This window comes from Brevundimonas sp. GW821-FHT10E09 (assembly GCF_058809375.1).
Genome location: NZ_JBXASO010000004.1, coordinates 127,522 through 144,586, shown reverse-complemented (window position 1 = coordinate 144,586; position 17,065 = coordinate 127,522). Strand labels below are relative to the sequence as shown.

10 protein-coding genes are annotated in these 17,065 nt (G+C 69.5%); 5 read left to right on the top strand and 5 right to left on the bottom strand.

Annotated elements, in window-relative coordinates; genetic code table 11:
• Window positions 1-22 precede the first annotated feature (22 nt).
• Window positions 23-4,534 carry a glutamate synthase large subunit gene (gene gltB, locus AC1RSI_RS05310; protein ID WP_008259886.1) on the bottom strand — a complete coding sequence of 1,504 codons (4,512 nt, stop codon included), beginning with the start codon at window positions 4,532-4,534 and terminating at the stop codon, window positions 23-25.
• A complete protein-coding gene (locus AC1RSI_RS05305; protein WP_154726399.1) occupies window positions 4,531-5,958 on the bottom strand; it encodes an NAD(P)-dependent oxidoreductase in 1,428 nt (475 codons plus the stop codon). Before AC1RSI_RS05305 ends, gltB begins: the two co-directional genes overlap by 4 nt.
• A gap of 264 nt (window positions 5,959-6,222) precedes the next feature.
• Here AC1RSI_RS05305 and AC1RSI_RS05300 point away from each other — a divergent pair, with 264 nt between their 5' ends.
• Window positions 6,223-8,613 (top strand): membrane-bound PQQ-dependent dehydrogenase, glucose/quinate/shikimate family, encoded by a 2,391-nt coding sequence (locus tag AC1RSI_RS05300; RefSeq protein ID WP_447941606.1) that lies wholly within the window; start codon window positions 6,223-6,225, stop codon window positions 8,611-8,613.
• Between the two features lie 165 nt (window positions 8,614-8,778).
• Here AC1RSI_RS05300 and AC1RSI_RS05295 read toward each other — a convergent pair whose 3' ends face one another.
• On the bottom strand, window positions 8,779-10,041 hold the full coding sequence (locus AC1RSI_RS05295; protein WP_447941605.1) for a glutamate-5-semialdehyde dehydrogenase: 1,263 nt from the start codon (window positions 10,039-10,041) through the stop codon (window positions 8,779-8,781).
• A complete protein-coding gene (proB, locus tag AC1RSI_RS05290) occupies window positions 10,038-11,207 on the bottom strand; it encodes a glutamate 5-kinase (RefSeq protein ID WP_154726396.1) in 1,170 nt (389 codons plus the stop codon). Before proB ends, AC1RSI_RS05295 begins: the two co-directional genes overlap by 4 nt.
• Window positions 11,208-11,274: 67 nt before the next feature.
• On the opposite strand from proB, the gene AC1RSI_RS05285 reads away from it, so the two are divergent.
• The 4 genes from AC1RSI_RS05285 (at window position 11,275) to AC1RSI_RS05270 (ending at window position 16,748) form a co-directional block, all read left to right on the top strand.
• Window positions 11,275-12,054 (top strand): ZIP family metal transporter, encoded by a 780-nt coding sequence (locus AC1RSI_RS05285; protein WP_035310226.1) that lies wholly within the window; start codon window positions 11,275-11,277, stop codon window positions 12,052-12,054.
• 250 nt (window positions 12,055-12,304) lie between these two features.
• On the top strand, window positions 12,305-14,524 hold the full coding sequence (locus AC1RSI_RS05280; RefSeq protein WP_154726395.1) for a glycoside hydrolase family 3 N-terminal domain-containing protein: 2,220 nt from the start codon (window positions 12,305-12,307) through the stop codon (window positions 14,522-14,524).
• 100 nt (window positions 14,525-14,624) lie between these two features.
• Window positions 14,625-15,785: a glutamine-hydrolyzing carbamoyl-phosphate synthase small subunit gene (gene carA, locus AC1RSI_RS05275; RefSeq protein ID WP_154726394.1), complete on the top strand. Its 1,161-nt coding sequence runs from the start codon at window positions 14,625-14,627 to the stop codon at window positions 15,783-15,785.
• An 18-nt stretch (window positions 15,786-15,803) separates the two neighbouring features.
• Window positions 15,804-16,748 carry a hypothetical protein gene (locus AC1RSI_RS05270; RefSeq protein ID WP_154726393.1) on the top strand — a complete coding sequence of 315 codons (945 nt, stop codon included), beginning with the start codon at window positions 15,804-15,806 and terminating at the stop codon, window positions 16,746-16,748.
• 10 nt (window positions 16,749-16,758) lie between these two features.
• On the opposite strand, the gene AC1RSI_RS05265 is transcribed toward AC1RSI_RS05270, so the two are convergent.
• Window positions 16,759-17,025 carry a hypothetical protein gene (locus AC1RSI_RS05265; RefSeq protein ID WP_008262121.1) on the bottom strand — a complete coding sequence of 89 codons (267 nt, stop codon included), beginning with the start codon at window positions 17,023-17,025 and terminating at the stop codon, window positions 16,759-16,761.
• Window positions 17,026-17,065 lie beyond the last annotated feature (40 nt).

Genomic DNA, 17,065 nt, shown 5'->3' with positions numbered 1-17,065 from the left:
AGGAACGGCTCAGGCCAGGGTCTCAGGCCGAAGTCTTAAGCCGTTCCTCCGTTCTGACAATGTCCGTAAGCGGCAGGATACGCACGAAACGGTCAAGCGTGTTGTCCCAGTCGCCCAGCAGTCGGCGGGCCAGCGGCGAACCGGTCGCCGCCAGATGGGCCTCGACCAGTCCGCGCAGCCGTTCGGCCGCCGCTTCGTCGATGTCGGCCACGCCCGCCAGGTCGCCGTTCAGGGCCCGTTCGGCGAAGCCCGGCTGATCCAGCACGAACAGCTCGCCGCCGCTCATGCCCGCCGCCAGGTTCCATCCGACCCCGCCCAGCACGACCACCCGGCCGCCGGTCATATATTCGCAGCCATGCGCGCCCAGGCCCTCGACCACGGCCTCGGCGCCCGAGTTGCGGACCGCGAACCGCTCGCCCGCCGCACCGGCCACGAACAGCCGGCCCGAGGTCGCGCCATACAGGGTGGTGTTGCCGCAGATCAGCTGGTCCTCGCGCCATTCCGGCGTGCGGATCGAGATTTCGGCCCCCGACAGGCCCTTGCCGACATAGTCGTTGGCCTCGCCGGTCAGATGCAGTTCCAGCCCCTTGGCGGCGAAGGCGCCGAAGCTCTGGCCAGCGATGCCTTCCAGACGCAGCTTCAGCCGACCGGCCGGCCCCTGCGCCCCGAACCGCCGCACGATGGCGGACGAGACGGCGGCCCCGACCGTGCGCTGGGTGTTGTTCAGCGGATAGGACAGTTCCAGCGTCTGGCCGCGATCCAGGAACCGCACCGCGTCCTTCAACACCCGGGCGTCCAGGCTGTCGGCGATGGGCTTGCGCCCCTTGTCCGCCCATTTGCCGGCCGCGCCCTCGTCCACCCGAACCAGCAGGGGGTTCAGGTCCAGGTCGTCCAGGTGCGAGCCGCCGCGCCGGACCTGACGCAGCAGGTCGGTGCGGCCGATGATCTCGTCCATCGTCCGGGCGCCGATCGAGGCCAGGATTTCGCGCGTCTCCTCGGCGATGAAGGTGAACAGGTTGACCACCTTGTCCGGGGTGCCGGTGAACTTCTCGCGCAGCCGCTCGTCCTGGGAACAGACGCCGACGGGGCAGGTGTTCGAATGGCACTGGCGCACCATCAGACAGCCCATGGCGATCAGGGCGGCGGTGCCGACCCCGTATTCCTCTGCCCCCAGCATGGCGGCGATGACCACGTCGCGGCCGGTGCGGACCCCGCCGTCGGTCCGCAGCGTCACCGTGCCGCGCAGATTGTTCAGCGTCAGCACCTGATGGGCCTCGGCCAGGCCGATTTCCCACGGCAGGCCGGCGTGTTTGATCGAGGTCTGGGGCGAGGCGCCGGTGCCGCCGTTGTGGCCGGCGATCAGGATGGCGTCGGCGTTGGCCTTGGCCACCCCGGACGCAATGGCCCCGATGCCCGAGGCGGACACCAGTTTCACCGTCACCTTGGCGTCGGGGTTGATGGCCTTCAGGTCGTAGATGAGCTGGGCCAGGTCCTCGATCGAATAGATGTCGTGATGCGGCGGCGGGCTGATCAGGGTGGTGCCGGGCACGGCGTGGCGCATCCGGGCGATGAACTCGGTGACCTTGAAGCCGGGCAGTTGCCCGCCCTCGCCGGGCTTGGCGCCCTGGGCCACCTTGATCTCGATCTCGCGGCACTGGTTCAGATATTCGGCCGTGACGCCGAACCGGCCCGAGGCCACCTGCTTCACCGCCGAGTTGGCGTCGTCGCCGTTGGCGCGCGGGTGATAGCGTTCCGGATCCTCGCCGCCCTCGCCCGAGACCGAGCGGGCGCCGATGCGGTTCATGGCGATGTTCAGCGTCTCGTGCGCCTCGGGGCCCAGTGCGCCCAGGGACATGGCCTGGGTCAGGAAGCGGCGGCGGATGTCCGACACGCTCTCGACCTGGTCCACCGGAATGGCGACGCCCTCGCGGAAGTCCAGCAGATCGCGCAAGGACAGGTCCGGCTGGTTTCTGACGGCCTCCGAGAACTGCTTGAACCGGCGATAGTCGCCGCGGTTGCAGGCGTCCTGCAGCAGGTGGATGGTCTTGGCCTCGTGGGCGTGGGCCTCGCCGCCCGAGCGGATCTTGAAGAAGCCGCCGATGGCGGGCGAGGGCCGGGCCTCGCCCCAGGCGACCGTGTGCCGCTTCATCGCCGCCTGTTCCAGACCGGCCAGGCCGATGCCGGAGATGCGCGACGGGGCGCCGGGGAAGAATTCGGCCGTCAGGGCGCGCGACAGGCCCAGCACCTCGAACTCGCAGCCGCCGCGATAGGCGGAGATGACGCTGATCCCCTTGCGCGCCAGGGTCTTCAGCAGGCCCGCCTCGATGCCCTTCTTGTAGTTCAGGCAGGCGTCGCGCAGCGTCAGGCCGGGATACAGGCCCCGGTCCAGACGCTCCTGGAACAGGTCCTGGGCCAGCCAGGCGTTGACGGTGGTCGCGCCGACCCCGACCAGGACCGCGAACCCGTGCGGGTCCAGGGTCTCGGCCGTGCGGACCACGATGGAGCAATAGGAGCGCAGACCCGCCTGGGTCAGGCGGCCGTGAACCCCGGCCGTGGCCAGGATCATCGGCGCGGCCAGACGCCCCGCCGACCCCTGCTGATCCGTCAGCACGACCAGGGCCGCCCCGTCGCGGGCGGCGGCCTCGGCCTCGTCCATGATCCGGTCCAGCGCCGCGCGCAGGCCGGCGCCGGGCCGCGCGTCCTCGGACGGGGTGTCATAGCTGCAGTCGATGACCACAGTCGAACCCGCCCCGACCGTCTCGATCATCCGCTCATACATGCCGTTGGTCAGCACCGGGCTGTCCAGCACAAAGACGTCGGTCTGGGCCGCTTCCTGGGCCAGGATATTGCCCAGGTTCTTGAACCGGGTCTTCAGGCTCATGGCCCCGGCTTCACGCAGCGGGTCGATGGGCGGATTGGTCACCTGGCTGAAGTTCTGGCGGAAATAGTGGCTCAGCGGGCGGGGCAGGGCCGACAGCACCGCCGGCGGGGCGTCGTCGCCCATCGAGCCGACCGCCTCCTTGCCGTCGCGCACCAGGGCGTCCAGCAACAGGTCCAGATCCTCGCGGCTGAAGCCGGCGGCGATCTGACGGCGCGTCAGATCATCGCCCGAGGTCGAGCGTGGTTCGGGTCCGGGGCCGATGATCGGCTCCAGATCGACCATATTGTCCAGCCACTCGGTATAGGGGTGGGCGGCGGCCAGGGCGTCGATGGCCTCGTGCTCGTCGTACAGACGGCCGTGCTTCATATCGACGGCGATCAGCTTGCCGGGGCCGATGTGCAGGCGGCGCTTCACCCGGCTCTCGGGGATCGGCACCAGACCGGCTTCGGAGCCGGCCATCAGCAGGCCGTCGACGGTCTCGACGGCGCGCAGGGGGCGCAGGCCGTTGCGGTCCTTGCCCGCCACGATCCAGCGACCGTCGGCGGCGCAGATGGCGGCCGGGCCGTCCCACGGCTCCATGACCGCGTTGCAATAGGCGTAGAAGGCCCGGTGTTCGGGCGGCATGACCACGTCGTCCTTGGCCCAGGCCTCGGGGATCAGCAGGGCCTTGGCCATGGGGGCGGGGCGCCCGGCGTGGACCAGCACCTCCATGACATTGTCCAGCGCGGCCGAGTCCGATCCGCCCGGCTGGACCACCGGCTTCACCTCGCGGTCACGGTCGCCGAAGGCCTGGGCGGCCATGCGGATCTCGTGCGACTTCATCCAGTTCAGATTGCCCTTCAGCGTATTGATCTCGCCGTTGTGGGCCATCATCCGGAAGGGCTGGGCCAGCTTCCATTCGGGGAAGGTGTTGGTCGAATAGCGCTGGTGGAAGACGGCGTAGGCCGAGACGAAACGCGGATCCTCCAGGTCGGGGTACAGGTTGCCCAGCAGCTCGGCCCGCACCATCCCCTTGTAGGCGATGGAGCGCGCGGACAGGGTGCAGATGTAGACGGCGGCCAGGTTCTCGGTCTTGACCGTCTTTTCGATGCGGCGGCGGCACAGATACAGCTCGCGCTCTAGCGCCTCGCCGTCCAGCGGCTGGCCGGCGTCGTCCAGGGGCGGGGCCAGCATGATCTGTTCGATCTCGGGCCGGGTCGCCCCGGCCTTGGTCCCCACCACCGACAGGTCGATGGGCGTCTGACGCCAGCCATAGATCCAGAAGCCGGCGCGCAGGGCCTCGGTCTCGACGATGGCGCGGGCGCGGTCCTGGGCGCCCAGGTCGGTGCGCGGCAGGAAGACCTGGCCGACGCAGATCGGGCCGGGACGCAGGGACTGGCCGATGGAGGCCACCTGTTCGGCGAAGAAGCCCTGGGGCAGTTCGGCCATGATGCCGGCCCCGTCGCCCGACAGGCCGTCGGGATCGACCGCGCCGCGGTGAGCCACGGCCTTCAGGCTGCGGATCGCATATTCCACCACGTCGCGACGCGGGCTGCCATCGATGGAGCAGACCAGGCCCACGCCGCAGGCGTCGCGCTCGGAGGCGCGGTCATAGGCGTGGCCGGCTTCCAGGCGGTCGCGGGTTTCTTCGTACTTATCAAGCCATTGGGTCATGCCGCGACCTCCTCGGTGCGGGTCTTCAGGTAACGGTCGATTTCGGCGGCGGCGTCCTGGCCCTCGCGCACGGCCCAGACGACCAGCGAGGCGCCGCGCACCGCGTCGCCGGCGGCGAAGACGCCGGGCAGGCTGGTGGCGAAGCTGACCGAGCCGACCTTGATCGTGCCGTCGTCGCGCAGGCGCAGATCGGGCTCATGCGCCGCGAACGGCTCGGGCGAAAAGCCCAGGGCCTCGATGACGATGTCGGCCGGAATGTCGAAGTCGGCGCCGGGGACGGGCACGATGTCGCGACGCTGTCCGGGGGCCGCCTCGGTCAGCTGCATCCGCGCGGCGCGGACGCCGGTGACGCGGTCGCCCTGGGACAGCAGGGCCTTGGGCGCGCCCAGCCATTCGAAGACAACGCCTTCCTCCTCGGCGTTGACCACTTCGCGGGCCGAGCCGGGCATGTTCTCGCGGTCGCGCCGATACAGGCAGGTGACGGAGGCCGCGCCCTGGCGAACGGCGGTGCGGACGCAGTCCATGGCCGTGTCGCCGCCGCCGATGACCACCACCCGCTTGCCGCGCGCCTCGTGCCAGCCGTCTTCCTCGGCGTCGCCCAGGTCGCGCCGGTTCTGGTGCGTCAGATAGGACAGGGCCGCGACGGTCGAATCCGGACCCCGGCCCGGCGCCGACAGGATGCGCGGCTGATAGACGCCCATGGCCAGCAGGACCACGTCGTGGCGCTCGCGCAGTTCGGCCAGGGTCACGTCCTTGCCGATCTCGCAGCCCAGGACGAACTGGACTCCGCCGTCGATCAGACGGTCCACGCGGCGCTGGACGACGTGCTTCTCCAGCTTGAAGCCGGGGATGCCGTAGATCAGCAGGCCGCCGGCCCGGTCATGCCGGTCATAGACCGTGACCTGATAGCCTTCGCTGCGCAGACGGTCGGCGGCGGCCATGCCGGCCGGACCCGCGCCGACGACGCCGACGCTCTCGCCGCGTTCGGCCGCCGGGCGGATCGGTTCGACCCAGCCGTTGGCGAAGGCCTGATCGCCCAGCCAGGCCTCGACCGAGCCGATGGTCACCGCGTCCCAGCCGGACTGGTTCAGGGTGCAGGCGCCCTCGCACAGCCGGTCCTGCGGACAGATGCGGCCGCAGATCTCGGGCATGGTCGAGGTCAGCGACGCGACGCGCCAGGCCTCGCGCGGCTCGTTCTCGGCCGACAGGCGCAGCCAGTCGGGAATATTGTTCTGAAGCGGACAGGCGTTCTGGCAGAACGGCACGCCGCAGTCGGTGCAGCGCGACGCCTGTTTCTCGGCCGTCTCGGTCGAGGGCGGAATCGTGATCTCGCCGAACCCGCGTGCGCGCAGTTCGGCTGTGGCCTTCGAGAGGCGGCGTGGTTCGACGACGAAAGTCCCGCCTTGCTTCAGGGTCTTGTGCATGACGCGCTTATGCCGCGAATGGTCCGGCCTAGGCAAATATTATTGCTGAGACCCGTTCGCGGCTGCTCAAGTTGCAATAGGCATCCTGATATGTCGAAATTCGAGACAGCAAATTGCGCTATCGGTAGGGTTGGGGAAACAGGTTTCAGGCGTCTCCAATCTTTGCCGGAACCTCCCCGGCTCGCGGTCGTTGGCTTTCCATTCTAATTTCTCAAGGGAACCGCCATGCCGCGATGGACCACGCCGAGCGGATGGGGTGGGTGGTTGACCCTCCTCCTGGGTGTTTTGATTTTTCTGATCGGCGGGATCCTCGCCGTCGGCGGCGTTCAGCTCCTGAGTCTGGGCGGTTCCTGGTACTATCTGGTCGTGGGCCTGATGCTGATCGTCGCCGGCGCCCTGCTGGTGTTGCGGGACGTCAGGGGCGTGTGGGTCTATGGCGCGGCCTTCCTCTTCACCCTCGTGTGGGCCTTGTGGGAGACGGGTCTGGACGGCTGGGCCCTGGTGCCCCGGCTGGTGGGGCCTCTGGTCTTGATGGTCCTGGTTCTGGCGACCCTGCCCGTGCTGAAGCCGCACGGCGGCAAGCGGTTGGCCGGGGGCGGCGCCCTGGGGCTGGCGGTTCTGACCGTGGTGTTCGGGTTTGCAGTCGCCCAGGCCAACCAGGCCGGCGTCGAGAACCGGCTGCCGGGACCGCGCGGCGCCTATAATGATCCGGCCCTGCTGAAAACCGGCGCCGACTGGCCCGCCTGGGGCGGCACCGACAGCGCCCAGCGTTATTCCCCGCTGACCCAGATCAACAAGGACAATGTCGGCCGGCTGGAACGCGCCTGGACCTTCCGCACCGGCGATCTGCCGGAGGAGCGTTGGGGCGCCGAGACCACGCCGCTGAAGATCGGGAACACCGTCTATCTCTGTTCCGCGCGCAACAAGCTGTTCGCGCTGGACGCCGCGACCGGCCAGCAGAAATGGGCCTATGATCCCCAGGTCGCGGACGAGAACATCCCCTATACGGCCGCCTGCCGCGGCGTGACCTATCATGTCCGCGCCGACGCCCAGCCGGCCCAGCCCTGCGCCACCAAGATCATCGAAGGCACCCTGGACGGCCGTATCATCGCCGTCGACGCCCAGACCGGCCGGCCTTGCCCGGCCTTCGGTCAGAACGGCGCCGTGGACATCAAGCGCGGCATGGGCGACCCCTATCCCGGCATGGTGTCGATCACCTCGCCCCCCGTCATCGTGCGGGGCGTGATCGTGACCGGGCATCAGGTGCTGGACGGCCAGAAACGATGGAACGCCTCTGGCGTGATCCAGGGCTTTGACGTCGAGACCGGCGAACTCCGCTTCGCCTGGGACATGATGCGCCCCGACCGCACCGGCCTGCCGCCCGAGGGCGAGACCTATACGCCCGGCACGCCCAATATGTGGACCACGGCCACGGGGGATGAGGCCCTGGGTCTGGTCTATCTGCCCATGGGCAATTCGGCGGCCGACTACTGGTCCAGCTCGCGTCGCCCGCAGGAGAATGAATACTCCACCGCCCTGGTCGCGCTCGATGTGACGACGGGCAAGCCGCGTTGGCATTTCCAGACGGTTCACAAGGATGTCTGGGACTTCGACCTGGGCTCGCAGGCGACCCTGATCGACTATCCCACGGGGGGCGGCGTCGTGCCGGCCCTGCTGCTGCCCACCAAACAGGGCGACATGTATGTGTTCAACCGCGCCACCGGCCAGATGCTGCACGGGATGGAGGAACGCCCGGTCCCGACCACGGGCGGAACCGAACAGGGCCAGCGCGCCCCGACCCAGCCGTTCTCGCTGTTCGCCACCCTGCGCAAGCCGAACCTCGAAGAGCGCGACATGTGGGGCATGTCCCCCATCGACCAGATGATGTGCCGCATCAACTTCAAGAAGGCGAATTACCAAGGCTATTACACCCCGCCCTCGACCAACCACTACATCAACTATCCGGGCTACAACGGCGGTTCGGACTGGGGCGGCGTGGCGGTCGATCCGGTGCGTGGCGTGATCATCGCCAACTATAACGACATGCCCAACTACAACCGGCTGGTGCCGCGCGAAGAGGCCAACGAGAAGGGCTGGTTCCCGCGCGACGACCCCCGCTACATCGAGCAGCAGAAGGAGCTGGCCCTGCGCGGCGGCAGCCTGTCCAAGGGCGAAGGCGCCGGCGATCCGCAGATCGGCGTGCCCTACGCGATCGACGTCAACGCCGGCTGGCGCGTGAAGTGGACGGGCCTGCTGTGCAAGGAGCCTCCCTACGGCGGCATCACCGCCATCGACCTGCGCTCGGGCCAGACCCTGTGGGACCGTCCGTTCGGCACGGCGCGCAAGAACGGGCCGTGGGGCATCCCCTCGCACCTGCCGCTGGAGATCGGCACGCCGAACAACGGCGGGTCGGTCGTCACGGCCGGCGGCCTGATCTTCATCGCCGCCGCCACCGACGACCTGATCCGCGCCATCGACATCGAGACGGGCGAGACGGTCTGGTCGGACGTGCTGCCGGCCGGCGGTCAGGCCAACCCGATGATCTATGAGCAGAACGGCCGCCAGTATCTGGTCATCATGGCGGGCGGCCACCATTTCATGGAGACGCCACGGGGGGACTACGTCATCGCCTATGCCCTGCCGCAACGCGGCTGAGGCGTTTTCTCCCTCCCCCTGCGGGGGAGGGAGGTCGCGCCAGCGACCGGGTGGGGGCGGCTCGGAAACGAGCCGCCTCTTTTCGTTCAGGGATGCTTTGCTGGGCCGCCCCCACCCGGCTTCGCCTGCGGCTCAGCCACCCTCCCCGGACGGGGAGGGAGAAGGTCAGGGTCTGATCTGGCCCTGGCCGCGCACCACGTATTTGTAGGTGGTCAGCTGTTCGGCCCCTACCGGGCCGCGAGCGTGCAGGCGGGCGGTGGAGATGCCGATCTCGCCGCCGAAGCCGAACTCGCCCCCGTCGGCGAACTGGGTCGAGGCGTTGATCAGGACGATGGCGCTGTCCACCCGCGCCGCGAACCGTTCGGCGGCGTCTGAGTCTGTGGTGATGATCGCCTCGGTGTGGCCCGAGCCGTAACGGGCGATATGGTCGGCGGCGCCGTCCAGGTCATCGACGATCCGCACCGCCAGGATGGGCGCCAGATATTCTGTGGTCCAGTCGGCCTCCGTCGCCGGGATCATGGCGGGAACCAGGGCCACAGCCTCGGCGTCGCCGCGCAGTTCGCATCCGGCGGCGATCAGGTCGGCGGCGACGGGCGGCAGCAGGCGTTCCGCCGCCGCCCGATCCACCAGCAGGGTCTCGGTCGCGCCGCAGACCGACACCCGCCGCATCTTGGCGTTCACCACCACGGCCCGCGCCACCGCCAGATCGGCGGCTTCGTGCAGATAGGTGTGGTTCAGCCCTTCCAGATGGCTGAGCACCGCCACCCGGGCCTCGGCCTGGACCCGCGCGACCAGGCTCTTGCCCCCGCGCGGGATGATCACGTCGATGGCGCCGTCCAGCCCGGTCAGCATCAGGCCCACGGCCGCGCGGTCAGGCGTGTCCACCAGTTGCACCGCGTCGGCGGGCAGGCCGGCCTCGTCCAGCGCCTGGGCGATCAGGCCCGCGATGGCCAGCGACGAGTGCAGACAGTCGGAGCCGCAGCGCAGGATGGCCGCATTGCCCGAACGGATGCACAGGGCGGCGGCGTCGGCGGTGACATTGGGCCGGCTCTCATAGATGACGCCCAGCACGCCGATGGGGGTGCGGACCCGGGCGATGTCCAGGCCGTTGGCCGGGGTCCAGCGTTCGGTCTCGACGCCCAGGGGATCGGCCACGGCGGCGATGGTCGCCACAGCCTGGGCCATGCCGGCGACGCGGGCGGGCGTCAGGGCCAGCCGGTCGATCAGGGCCTCGGTCATGCCATTGGCGCGGGCGGCGTCCACGTCCTGGGCGTTGGCGGCCAGGATCTGGGCCTCGGCCGCCGTCAGCTTTTGCGCCAGCACCTCCAGCGCGCGGGTGCGGGCGGCGGCAGGCGCATCACGCAGGGCGACGGCGGCGGCGCGGGCGCGTCGGCCCAGGTCCATCATTCGGGTCTCAAGATCGGTCATCGCTCGTCCAGAACCATGTCGTCGCGGTGGATCAGAACCGAGGCGCCGCGATAGCCGAGGATGGCCTCGATCTCGTCCGAGCGGCGGCCCCGGATGCGGACGGCCTCGTCGGCGGCGTAGGCGGCCAGGCCCACGCCCACGGCCCGGCCCTCGGGGTCGGTCAGGCGCACGCAGTCGCCTTTTTCGAAATCGCCGCTCACGGCCGTGACCCCGGCGGGCAGCAGGCTCTTGCCCGCCTTCAGCGCGGTCACGGCGCCCCCGTCCAGCGTCAGGGATCCCGCCGGCGACAGACTGCCGGCGATCCACTGTTTGTAGGCGGCCATCGGTCCGTCGGGCGCGGCGATCAGGGTGGCGCGGGCGCCCGCCTGGACGGCGCTGAGCGGCGACAGGGTCTGGCCCGAGGCGATGATGGTGGCGCACCCGGCCGAGCGGGCGATCTGGGCCGCCGCCAGCTTGGTCGCCATGCCGCCGGTTCCGACCCCGGCCTGGGTGTTGGCGCCCCCGCCCATGGCCAGGATGTCGGGGCTCAGGGTCTCGATCAGGGGCAGATGGGCGGCGGTGGGATCGCGGCGCGGATCGGCGGTGTAGAGGCCGTCCACGTCCGACAGCAGGATCAGCAGATCGGCCCGCGCCAGCTGGGCCGTCCGCGCCGCCAGCCGGTCGTTGTCGCCATAGCGGATCTCTTCGGTGGCGACGGTGTCGTTCTCGTTGACGACGGGGATGACCCCGTGGCCCAGCAGGGCCTCGACCGTGGCGCGGGCGTTCAGCCAGCGGCGGCGCCGTTCGGTGTCGTCGCGCGTCAGCAGCACCTGGCCGACCACCAGATCGTGGGGCGCCAGGGCCTCGGACCAGGCGGCCATCAGCAGCGACTGCCCGACCGAGGCCGCCGCCTGCTTGTCCTCCAGCCGCGCCCCCAGTTTCGGCAGACGCCCCCGGCCCAGGGCGATGGAGCCGGACGAGACCACGATGACCTCGCGCCCCTCGGCCTTCAGTACGGCCAGATCCGACGCCACGGCCGCCAGCCAGTCGCGGGTCGGCCGCCGCGTTTCGGCGTCGATCAGCAGCGAGGATCCGATCTTGACCACGATGCGCCGCGCCGCCCTCAGGGCCGACGCGGCGCTGGTGGCGGAGTCTGGGCGCGGGGGGAGGGCGGCGGCCTGGGACATGAAGGTTTCTCTAACGCGACTGTTCGGGCTTGTCTCTTGCCGTATCCACCGCCACAGCAGGCGGATGATGGAATCCCTTTCCCCGATCGCGGCCGGCGCCCTGGGCAGTCTGGCGGCGGGCATGATGACGGCGGTCGGCGCGGCGCCCATGCTGTTCGTCAAACGGCCGGGACAACAGACCCAGAGCGTCCTGCTGGGCTTCGCCGCCGGGGTGATGCTGGCGGCCTCCTTCTTCTCGCTGATCATTCCGGGCGTCGACGTGCTCCAGGCCGGGGGCGCGTCTCAGGGCTGGGCGGCGGGGACCATGGCGGCGGCGGTGCTGATCGGGGCCACGGTGATCGGCCTGATGAACCGGTTCGCGCCCGTGGACATGCTGGCCATCGGTCCGGCCCAGTCCAAGCATCTCGCCCGTCGCATCTGGCTGTTCATCATCGCCATCACCCTGCACAACTTCCCCGAAGGCGCGGCCGTCGGCGTCAGTTTCGGCGGCGGCGACATGCACCAGGGCCTGGCCACCGCCCTGGGCATCGGCATCCAGAACATGCCCGAAGGCCTGGCCGTCTCGGCCGCCATGGCCTCGCTGGGCTATGGTCGCGGCGCCGCCTTCCTGGCCGCGCTGGCGTCGGGTCTGGTCGAGCCTGTCGGCGGTCTGATCGGGGCCGGAGTCGTGGGGGCATCGCCCGGCGCACTGCCGTGGGGCCTGGGACTGGCGGCGGGCGCCATGATCTATGTCGTCACCGCCGAGATCATTCCCCAGACCCGCGAACAGTCCAAGGGGGACGGCTCGATGATCGGTCTGATGATCGGCCTGGTGGGCATGATGTTCCTGGATATCGCCTTGGGTTGACGGGCGCGCGGTGGTCGCCGACGTGTCAGTTACATCATTTACATCCGGCGCGGGTCTGGACGGGGGCATGCGCCAGAGGTTAGGCCACATGCCTCCCCGGCCTGATCCGCACGATCTCGCCGCCGATCTTCCGCCCGACCTTCCGAAGGAGCGCCCCATGAAGACGCGACCTGTAAAACCTTCGGCTTCCCGTCGAAACTTCTTGTCTGGCCTCGGGCTTCTCGCCCTGATGGGCGCCGGAGTCTTCCCCATGCCTGCTACCGCCGAAACCGCCCGCGCCGTTCAGCGTCATCGCCAGCGGATCGAAGATCTGATCGCGGCCATGACCGTGGAGGAGAAGGCGGGCCAGTTGAACCTGCTCGCCGACCCGTTCCGCTGGATGCCCACGGCGGTCAATCCGCTGGACGGCACGGGGGACCCCGCGCGCGTCACCGCCCTGATCCGCGAAGGCAAGGTCGGCAGCCTGTTCAACGGCATCGGCGCCGAGACCGGCCGCCGCATCCAGCAGGTGGCGATGGAGGAAAGCCGGCTGAAGATCCCGCTGCTGTTCGCGGCGGACGTGATCCACGGCCTGTCCACCATCTTCCCCGTGCCCCTGGCCGAGGCTGCGGCCTTCGACACCCATCTGGCCTATCGCACCGCCCGCGCCGCTGCGGTCGAGACGGCCGCCTCGGCCGTGCACCAGACCTACGCCCCCATGGTGGACGTGGCCCGCGACCAGCGCTGGGGCCGCAATGTCGAGGGCGCCGGCGAGGACGTGCTGCTGAACAACCTGCTGGCCGCCGCCCGGGTGCGCGGCTTCCAGGGCGAAAAGGGTCTGGACGACCGCGACGCCGTCCTGGCCACCGCCAAACACATGGCCGCCTATTCGGGCGCCATCGGCGGGGTCGAGTACAACACCACCGACATGAGCGAACAGACGCTGCGCGGGGTCTATCTGCCGCCGTTCAAGGCGGCGGTGGACGCCGGCGCCCTGTCGATCATGAGCGCCTTCAACGACGTCAATGGCGTGCCCGCCTCGGGCAGCCGCAAGCTGCTGACCGACATCCTGCGCGGCGAATGGGGCTTCGAGGGCTTCGTCGTCTCCGACTACACCTCCGAACAGGAACTGGTCGCCCACGGCTTCGCCGAGGACGGCCGCGACGCCGCTCGCCTCGCCTTCAACGCCGGGGTCGATGTCTCGATGGTCTCGGGCCTCTATCTGGAACACCTGCCCAGCCTGGTGGCGAGCGGCGAGGTGTCGATGGCCCGGCTGGACGAGGCGGTGCGCCGTCTCCTGACCACCAAGGCGGCCCTGGGCCTGTTCGACGATCCTTATCGCGGCACGGATCCGGTGCGTGAAAAGGCCGTGGTGGGGTCGCGCGAACACATCGCCCTGTCGCGCGAGGCGGGCCGCAAGTCGGTGGTCCTGCTGAAGAACGACAATCAGCTGTTGCCGCTGAACAAGAGCCAGAAGATCGCCCTGGTCGGCCCGTTCGCCGACGATGTGGACAATGTCTGGGGACCGTGGACCATCTGGGGCGCGCCGGAGCGCCGCGTCTCGCTGGAAGCCGGCTTCCGCGCCGCCATGACCGATCCGCAAGCCCTGACCGTCGCGCGCGGTTCGGGCGTCGAGACCCCGCTGGACGGCGGGATCGAAGAGGCCGTCCGTGCGGCCGCCAACGCCGACGTCATCGTCCTGGCCATCGGCGAGAGCCAGAAGATGTCGGGCGAGGCGCAGTCGCGCACCGAGATCGTCGTCCCGGCCCCGCAACAGGCCCTGGTCGACGCCATGGCCGCCACGGGCAAGCCCATGGTCATACTGCTGCGCAACGGCCGGGCCCTGGCGCTGGAGGGCAATGTCAAGAACGCCCAGGCCATCGTCGTCACCTGGTTCCTGGGCGAGCAGATGGGCAACGCCGTCGCCGACGTCGTGTTCGGCGATCACGGCCCCTCGGCCCGCCTGCCGGTCAGCTTCCCGCACAAGTCGGGCCAGCAGCCCTATTCCTACGACCACAAGAACACCGGCCGTCCGGCCAATCCGGACCTGCCGATCGAGGAATACAAGGCCCGCTACCGCGAGACGACCAATACGGCCCTGTATCCGTTCGGCTACGGCCTGACCTATGGCGAGGTCGCTTATGGTCCGGTCGAGATGGAGAGCAACCAGATGGCCTGGGCCGGCACGCTGGACGTGGCCGTGACCGTCACCAACCAGGGCGCCCATGTCGCCGAGGAGCTGGTCCAGCTCTATATCCACGACCGGGTCGCCAGCCTGACCCAGCCGGGGCGGCTGCTGAAGGACTTCAAGCGGGTGACGCTGCGGCCGGGCCAGAGCGAGACGGTGCGTTTCACCCTGAACGCCCGCCAGCTGGGCTTCATCGGCGAGGACAATACGTATCGGATCGAGCCGGGCCTGTTCGATCTGTGGCTGGCGCCCCACGCCCAGGGCGGTTCGGCGGCCCAGTTCCGTCTGGTCGGCCCGGCTTAGGATGCGGATGGTCGTTGACCCGGCGCACGGCAGGGCTTAACGACCCCGCCGTTTGTCTCCGGCCTCCGTTTGGGCCGGATTCGTGTGTAGGAGCGCGCCCATGACGATCAAGATTCTTCCGGGCGCGACAGGCGTCCTCGCGCTCGCCGACGGCACGGTCCTGCAGGGAATCGGCGTCGGAGCGGTTGGATCGGCCCTGGGCGAGGTGGTCTTCAACACCGCCATGACCGGCTATCAGGAAATCCTGACCGACCCGTCCTACATGAGCCAGATCCTGGCCTTCACCTTCCCGCATGTCGGCAATACGGGGACGAACGTCGAAGACATCGAGCAGATGGGCGGCGGTTCGGACACCTCGGCGCGGGGCGCGATCTTCCGCGACGTGCCGACCGATCCGGCCAACTATAGATCGGACGCGAGTTTCGACGACTGGATGAAACGGCGCGGCGTCGTCGGCCTGGCCGGCGTGGACACCCGCGCCCTGACCAAGATCATCCGCGACAAGGGCGCGCCGCACGCGGTCATCGCCCATGACCCGAACGGCGAGTTCGACCTCGACGCCCTGGTGGCGCAGGCCAAGGCCTGGACCGGCCTGGTCGGCCTGGACCTGGCCAAGCCCGCCTCGACGCTGCAGGCGTTCGAATGGGACGAGGGCCTGTGGGAATGGCCGGAAGGCCATCCGAAGACGCAAGGCCGCAAGCAGGTGGTCGTCATCGACTATGGGGTGAAGCGCAACATCCTGCGCGCCCTGGCCTCGACCGGCGCGCGGATTACCGTGGTCCCGGCGACGACGACGGCGGAAGAGGTTCTGGCGCGCAATCCGGACGGCGTCGTCCTGTCGAACGGTCCGGGCGATCCGGCCGCGACCGGCGAATACGCCGTGCCCGAGATTCAGAAACTGGTCGCCAGCGGCAAGCCGCTGATGGGCATCTGCCTGGGCCACCAGATGCTGGCCCTGGCCCTGGGCGCCAGGACGGTGAAGATGGAACAGGGCCACCACGGCGCCAACCATCCGGTCAAGGACCTGACCACCGGCAAGGTCGAGATCGTGTCGATGAACCACGGCTTCACCGTCGATCGCGACAGCCTGCCCGACGCCGTGACCGAAACCCACATCAGCCTGTTCGACGGCACCAACTGCGGCATCGCCGTCAAGGACAAGCCGATCTTCAGCGTCCAGCACCACCCCGAGGCCTCGCCGGGTCCGGCCGACAGCCTGTATCTGTTCGACCGGTTCGCCGACCTGATGGGTCCGCGCTGACGCCATGAAGCTGATGTCATGAGACGGGGGGCGGTCCGGTCGCACTATCTGGACTGGCTGGCCCAGGCGCTGGAGGTCGGACGCCGGACCGAACCCCTGCCTGACGGGGATGCGGTGGTCGGCTACGCCACCGGCTACGACGCCGCCGACATCGCCCCCTTCGTCCTGTCCCTGCGGGCGGTGTTCGACGGCCCGGTCGCTCTGGTGGTCGACGCCGACCCCGACCTGCGCGCCTTCCTGACCCAGAATGACGTGACCGCCGTCGATGCGCCGGTCTGGCGCGGCTGGGCGCCCCATCCGGTGATGCAGAGGTTCGTCGCCTTCGCCGGCCTGCTGGGCGACCGGCCCGGCGCGGGCCTGGCCTGCGACGTGCGTGACGTCATCTTCCAGGCCGCGCCCTTTTCGCCCGCGCCGCACGGGCTGGAGGCCTTCATCGAGGCCGAGACGCCCCTGGCCGACCACGGCTTCAACATGAAATATCTGCGCGCCCTGTTCGGCGAGGCCCAGGCCGCGCAACTGGGCGACAAACCCTGTCTGTGCGTCGGCACCGTGCTGGGGCCTCGGGCCGAGGTCGCGCGTCTGTCGCGGCTGATCCTGTCATTGGCGGCCACGCCCCGGTCCGAGATCGGCGGGGCCTTCGGCGCCGATCAGGCGGCCTTCAACATGGCGATCCATCAGGGTCTGACGGCCGCGATCCTCCGGCCCAACTACGGCCGCGTAGCGACCCTGGGCCTGACGCTGGGCGATGCTCTGAGCTTCCGCGACGGACAGGTGGTCAATCCGGACGGGACGATCAGCCCCATCGTCCACCAGCACGACCGCCATCCCCACCTGGACACGGCCGTTCACGACCGCTGGGGCGGCGGACTGGAACACCGCAAACGGGTCCGGCCCAAGTCGGCCGGCCAGAAGCTGGCCAAGCTGACGGCCTCGCTGCGGCGGCGGACGCCGGAACTGCGTTAAGGCCGTTTATCTAGGGCAGGGGCGCGAAACTCTTGTCCTCGCGCAGGGCGCTGGCCTTCTGCACCGCCATGGGGGCGGCGTGCAGCCAGTAGTCGGCGTCATCGAGCCTTTGCTCGCGGCGGCGTTCCTGGCCGCGCATCCGTCTCAGGGCGGCGTTTTCCAGAAGGCGAGCGTGCAGGGCGCGGGGCGTCGGTTCGGGGATGGCGGAAGAGCCGGGGACAGCGACGAGATCGGGGCCTTGGGGCTCCACCGCCGGACGGGCGATGGCGATGAACATGAACCACTCTTGGGGATGAGGAGAGGGGGCGCTTCTGCAC

Excerpts from the sequence above, each read along its gene's own strand:
- gltB (WP_008259886.1), bottom strand. The coding sequence starts at position 4,534 with ATGACCCAATGGCTTGATAAGTACGAAGAAACCCGCGACCGCCTGGAA.
- AC1RSI_RS05305 (WP_154726399.1), bottom strand. The coding sequence starts at position 5,958 with ATGCACAAGACCCTGAAGCAAGGCGGGACTTTCGTCGTCGAACCACGC.
- AC1RSI_RS05295 (WP_447941605.1), bottom strand. The coding sequence starts at position 10,041 with ATGACCGATCTTGAGACCCGAATGATGGACCTGGGCCGACGCGCCCGC.
- proB (WP_154726396.1), bottom strand. The coding sequence starts at position 11,207 with ATGTCCCAGGCCGCCGCCCTCCCCCCGCGCCCAGACTCCGCCACCAGC.
- AC1RSI_RS05285 (WP_035310226.1), top strand. The coding sequence starts at position 11,275 with ATGGAATCCCTTTCCCCGATCGCGGCCGGCGCCCTGGGCAGTCTGGCG.
- AC1RSI_RS05280 (WP_154726395.1), top strand. The coding sequence starts at position 12,305 with ATGCCTGCTACCGCCGAAACCGCCCGCGCCGTTCAGCGTCATCGCCAG.
- carA (WP_154726394.1), top strand. The coding sequence starts at position 14,625 with ATGACGATCAAGATTCTTCCGGGCGCGACAGGCGTCCTCGCGCTCGCC.
- AC1RSI_RS05270 (WP_154726393.1), top strand. The coding sequence starts at position 15,804 with ATGAGACGGGGGGCGGTCCGGTCGCACTATCTGGACTGGCTGGCCCAG.
- AC1RSI_RS05265 (WP_008262121.1), bottom strand. The coding sequence starts at position 17,025 with ATGTTCATCGCCATCGCCCGTCCGGCGGTGGAGCCCCAAGGCCCCGAT.